Source organism: Polaromonas sp. P1_G4 (assembly GCF_056405475.1).
In genome coordinates this window covers 1-4,078 of the sequence record NZ_JBFUCA010000393.1, presented here as the reverse complement: position 1 = coordinate 4,078, position 4,078 = coordinate 1, and the positions used below count along the sequence as shown (strand labels likewise).

At 61.8% G+C, this 4,078-nt stretch carries 5 protein-coding genes; 2 read left to right on the top strand and 3 right to left on the bottom strand.

Going from position 1 to position 4,078, the window contains the following annotated elements; genetic code table 11:
- Window positions 1-130: 130 nt before the first annotated feature.
- Genes AC1D1X_RS17260 through AC1D1X_RS17250 form a run of 3 tightly spaced genes read right to left on the bottom strand, consistent with a single transcriptional unit; the run spans window position 131 to window position 2,465 of the window.
- Window positions 131-475, bottom strand: a complete 345-nt coding sequence (locus AC1D1X_RS17260) for a hypothetical protein (RefSeq protein WP_457282749.1) — start codon at window positions 473-475, stop codon at window positions 131-133.
- Entirely contained in the window at window positions 472-909 is a 438-nt protein-coding gene (locus tag AC1D1X_RS17255; protein WP_477671665.1) for a DNA polymerase III subunit chi, read from the bottom strand. Before AC1D1X_RS17255 ends, AC1D1X_RS17260 begins: the two co-directional genes overlap by 4 nt.
- Window positions 906-2,465 carry a leucyl aminopeptidase gene (locus AC1D1X_RS17250; protein ID WP_477671666.1) on the bottom strand — a complete coding sequence of 520 codons (1,560 nt, stop codon included), beginning with the start codon at window positions 2,463-2,465 and terminating at the stop codon, window positions 906-908. Before AC1D1X_RS17250 ends, AC1D1X_RS17255 begins: the two co-directional genes overlap by 4 nt.
- A 69-nt stretch (window positions 2,466-2,534) precedes the next feature.
- On the opposite strand from AC1D1X_RS17250, the gene lptF reads away from it, so the two are divergent.
- Together lptF and AC1D1X_RS17240 are read left to right on the top strand one after the other, a co-directional pair.
- A complete protein-coding gene (gene lptF / locus AC1D1X_RS17245) occupies window positions 2,535-3,659 on the top strand; it encodes an LPS export ABC transporter permease LptF (protein ID WP_477698742.1) in 1,125 nt (374 codons plus the stop codon).
- Window positions 3,656-4,078: LptF/LptG family permease (locus tag AC1D1X_RS17240; protein WP_477698741.1), on the top strand; the 423-nt coding region annotated here is incomplete at its 3' end. The genes lptF and AC1D1X_RS17240, both read left to right, overlap by 4 nt.

Below are 4,078 nucleotides of genomic sequence, written 5' to 3'. Positions count from 1 at the left end.
CCATAGCAACGTCCCTAGGTTAAATTCCGATAAGGGGGTTTACCCGGGGAGCAGATTGCCTTATGTGAACTTGTGTTTCAAGGGTTGGGCACAGCGAAAAAGCATCTGTGCAAACAGTCGCTCGCGCGTCCTATGCGTCCGTGTTTGGCGGTGCCGCTTCGTGCTTCAAAGCCTGGCTCACAGATTGACGGACAACGTCCTCAATTTCTTCGCGCAGACGTGGAACCAGGGTTTGCGTGTGCTCCAGGATAAGTTGCCCTACGACCTCCCGCAAACGCCGCTCAAGGACCAGATTCACCCGCTGCAGCACGCGTTGCACCATCTGCTCCTGAAGCTCTGCAGAAGCGGTGGACGGCGGCACCGGCAAACCAGTCCTGGCTGGTTCAGGCGGTGCAGCCGGCATCGGCGCAGGCATGGGCCGCACGACTTCCGTCAGCGTCGGCACAAACCGCGGCGGTGCGGGCGGACGGTTCATGCGCCCTCCCCGGCCGTCGCAAGGTCATGGCGTTTCATGGCATAGCCCCTGTCGGTGTAGTGCTTCCACCGGCTTCGCGCTGCAAGACGGTCATCGTCGGCCTGCGCCACGACTTCGATAAAACGTTCGAAGCGTTCAAATTCGGCGGGAATGCCATGCCCCAGATTGACCAGCACGCCGTAATGCGGGCAGGCCTTGAGCGACTCGGCCAGCACCACCGGCGTTGCCGCCCATGTACTTTCGGGGGCACCCGCACGGCAATGCGGCACAAATTCCGCAGGCGAAAAACTCCAGATCAACTGGTCCAGTTCCGCCAGCACCGCCGCGTCCCCCGTCACCACAACGCTGGCGCCGCTCAGGTAGGCCTTGCGAAGTAACCGGCAGCTGTAGGCCAGTTTGTCAGGCACATTGAAGTGAAAGGCGATTTCGGTCATGCCCGGGTTTTGGATGCGGATTTGCGACTGGACGCTGTTTTGGCTTTTTTGCGCGATGCTTGGGCCGAAGTCCCTGCCCTGGCAGTTACCACCTGGTCCAGCAGGTAGTCCAGCAGCAGCGGCACCGGCCTGCCGGTCGCACCTTTGGCGGCTCCGCCTTTCCAGGCCGTACCGGCAATGTCCAGGTGCGCCCATGGGAAACTGGCCGTAAACCGCTGCAGGAACTTGGCCGCGGTCACCGCACCCGCGGCACGCCCCGCCACGTTGGCGACATCCGCAAAATTGGTCTTGAGCCCTTCCGCATAATCGTCATCCAGCGGCATCCTCCAGCACAGGTCCAGGGACGATTCGCCTGCTGCCGACAACGCCTCGGCCATGATGTCGTCGCTGGAGAAAAGCCCGCTGCGCACGCCGCCCAAGGCAATCACGCAGGCGCCGGTCAGCGTCGCGATGTCCACCACCGCCCGGGGCTTGAAGCGCTCGGCGTAAGTCAATGCGTCGCAGAGCACCAGCCGCCCTTCGGCGTCGGTGTTCAGGATCTCGATGGTCTGCCCGCTCATGCTGGTCACCACATCGCCGGGCTTGATGGCGCGGCTGCCCGGCATGTTTTCGCAGGCGGGAATCAGGCCTACCACATTGAGCGCCGGCCGCAGCTCTGCCAGCGCCCGGAAGGTGCCCAGAACGCTGGCGGCACCGCACATGTCGAACTTCATCTCGTCCATTTCGGCGGCGGGCTTGATGGAGATACCGCCCGTGTCAAAGGTGATGCCTTTGCCAACGAGCACGACGGGCGCCTCGGCCCTGGCCGCCCCCTCATAGCGCAGCACTATAAAGCGTAAGGGCTCGGCCGAACCCTGCGCCACGGCCATGAAGGAGCCCATGCCGAGTTTGGCGACCTCTTTGGGCCCCAGCACCTCCACCTTGATGCCGCGCAGCTTGCCCAGCTCTCTGGCAGCGCCGGCCAGAAGCGTCGGTGTCGCGTGGTTGGCCGGGCGGTTCGCCCACTCCTTGGCAAATTCAATGCCCTTGACCAGCGCTGCGCCCTTGTCAATGCCGGGTCGCGCGATCTGGGCACTTGCGGCGTCATTCACGGCAACCACCACCCGTTGCAACCTGCCAGGGCCGGCTTTTGCGTTCCTGGCGGCTTTGGACTTGGTGGTAGCGTAGGTATAGGTGGCATCCCCGCAAGCGACCACGGCCGCGCGTACGGCTTCAGCTCGCAGATGGCCCACGGCACCGAAGCAAATGGTCAGGTGCTGCACGTTCGCAGCCTTCAGGGCGCCCAGGCCGGCACTGACGGCGGTACGAACGTTTTTGGCACTGGCATCCCCGACGCCCGCCAGTACGACCCGCCTGGCAGTGATGCCGGGAGCGCGGTACGTGCTCAGGAGCTTGCCCGGCTTGGCCTCAAAGTCCCCCGACTTGATCGCCAGCGATGCGAGCACCGAAAGGGGGTCATTGCCGGAGCCCGGATCCTGGGGTACGAGAACCAGCAGCGCATCGGTTTTTTCGCTGCAAATACGGGTGGGTGTCAGTGTTTTGAGTTCAAAGTCCATAATTCAGGGTCTGGTAAATAAACCAAAGTAAAACAAAAATAAAACGAAGCCAAGGCAGATATTCAGTCAATGTTATTCCAATCCACGATTCGCAAAGAGCTGGCACGCAGTTTTGGGGCCACGCTGGTGGTCCTGGTCACCATCGTGATGACCATTGTTCTGATCCGCACCCTGGGCCAGGCATCGCGCGGTTTCATCAATCCGCAGGACGTCATGCTGTTCATGGCCTACTCGGCCCTGGGACGCCTGCCGACCATCCTCACGCTGTCGCTGTTTATTGCGATGGTCAGTACCTTGTCGCGCATGTACCGCGACAGCGAAATGGTGGTGTGGTTCACCAGTGGTCAGGGCCTGGCGGGTTTTCTGCGGCCGCTTTTCCGTTTTGCATGGCCTGTGCTGCTGGTCATCACGCTGATGGCCCTTTTTGTCTGGCCCTGGACCAACCAGCAAACCAAAGACATGCAAAGCCGGTATGAGCAGCGCGGCGACATCGACCGCATTGCCCCTGGCCAGTTCCAGGAGTCCTCCAGCGGCAACCGGGTTTTCTTCATCGACCGCGACCTGGMGGGCGAGCGCTCCAGTAACAACGTCTTTATCGCTGCGACCGAAAAAGGCAAGAGTTCCATCACCACGGCCCGCTCGGGCCGCATCGAGACCAAAGGTGACGCCCAGTTCCTCATGCTCGAAAACGGCCAGCGCCTGGAAAACGTGATCGGGCAATCGGCGCTCAAAATCAGCGACTTCGAAGAGTACGGCACCAAAACTGGCGATAACAATCCGCTGACCGAAAACGCACCGGAAGCCAAACTGCTTTCCACCCGCTCCCTGATCAAGACGCCGACCCGCGGCAACCTCAGCGAACTGGCGTGGCGGCTGGGGCTGGCGCTGGCATCCATCAACTTTGTCGTACTGGCGGTGGCCCTGGCCAGCGTGAACCCGCGCGGTGGCCGCAGCGGCAACATGATCTTTGTGTTGCTGACCTTTGTGGTCTACAACAACCTGGTCAACCTCGGGCAAAGCTGGATTTTTGTGGGCCTCATCAGTTTCAGCAACTTCCTGCTGGCGCTGCATGGTGGTGTCCTGCTGCTGGCCCTGGCCTGGCTGTCCAAGCGACAGTTCAACTGGACGCTGCGGCCCGCCCGGCGCATCAACCGTACACCGCTGGCTGTACGCGACAGCGAAAGCCACGCATGAAAACCATACGCCGCCTGATCTACGGTGAAGTGCTGGCAGCCATCGCCCTGGTGGCGCTGGGCTTCCTGGCCCTGTTCTTCTTTTTTGACCTGGTCGATGAACTGCAATACCTCGGCAAGAGCAGCGGCATCAACGCCGCCGATGTCTACCAGATCAGGCATGCACTGCTGTACGTAGGCCTGCTGATTCCCAATCATTTGTACGAGCTGCTGCCGATCTCCGTACTGATCGGCACCATCTTTGTGATGGCCCGGCTGGCGCAGAGCTCCGAATACACCATCCTGCGCACCCGCGGACTCGGCCCCTGGCGCGCGCTGAACGTGCTGCTGGTCCTGGGGGCGCTGTTCGTGGTGTTCAGTTTCGCCGTGGGCGACTATGTGGCGCCTGCCAGCGAACGGGCCGCACAGCTGCTCAAGGCG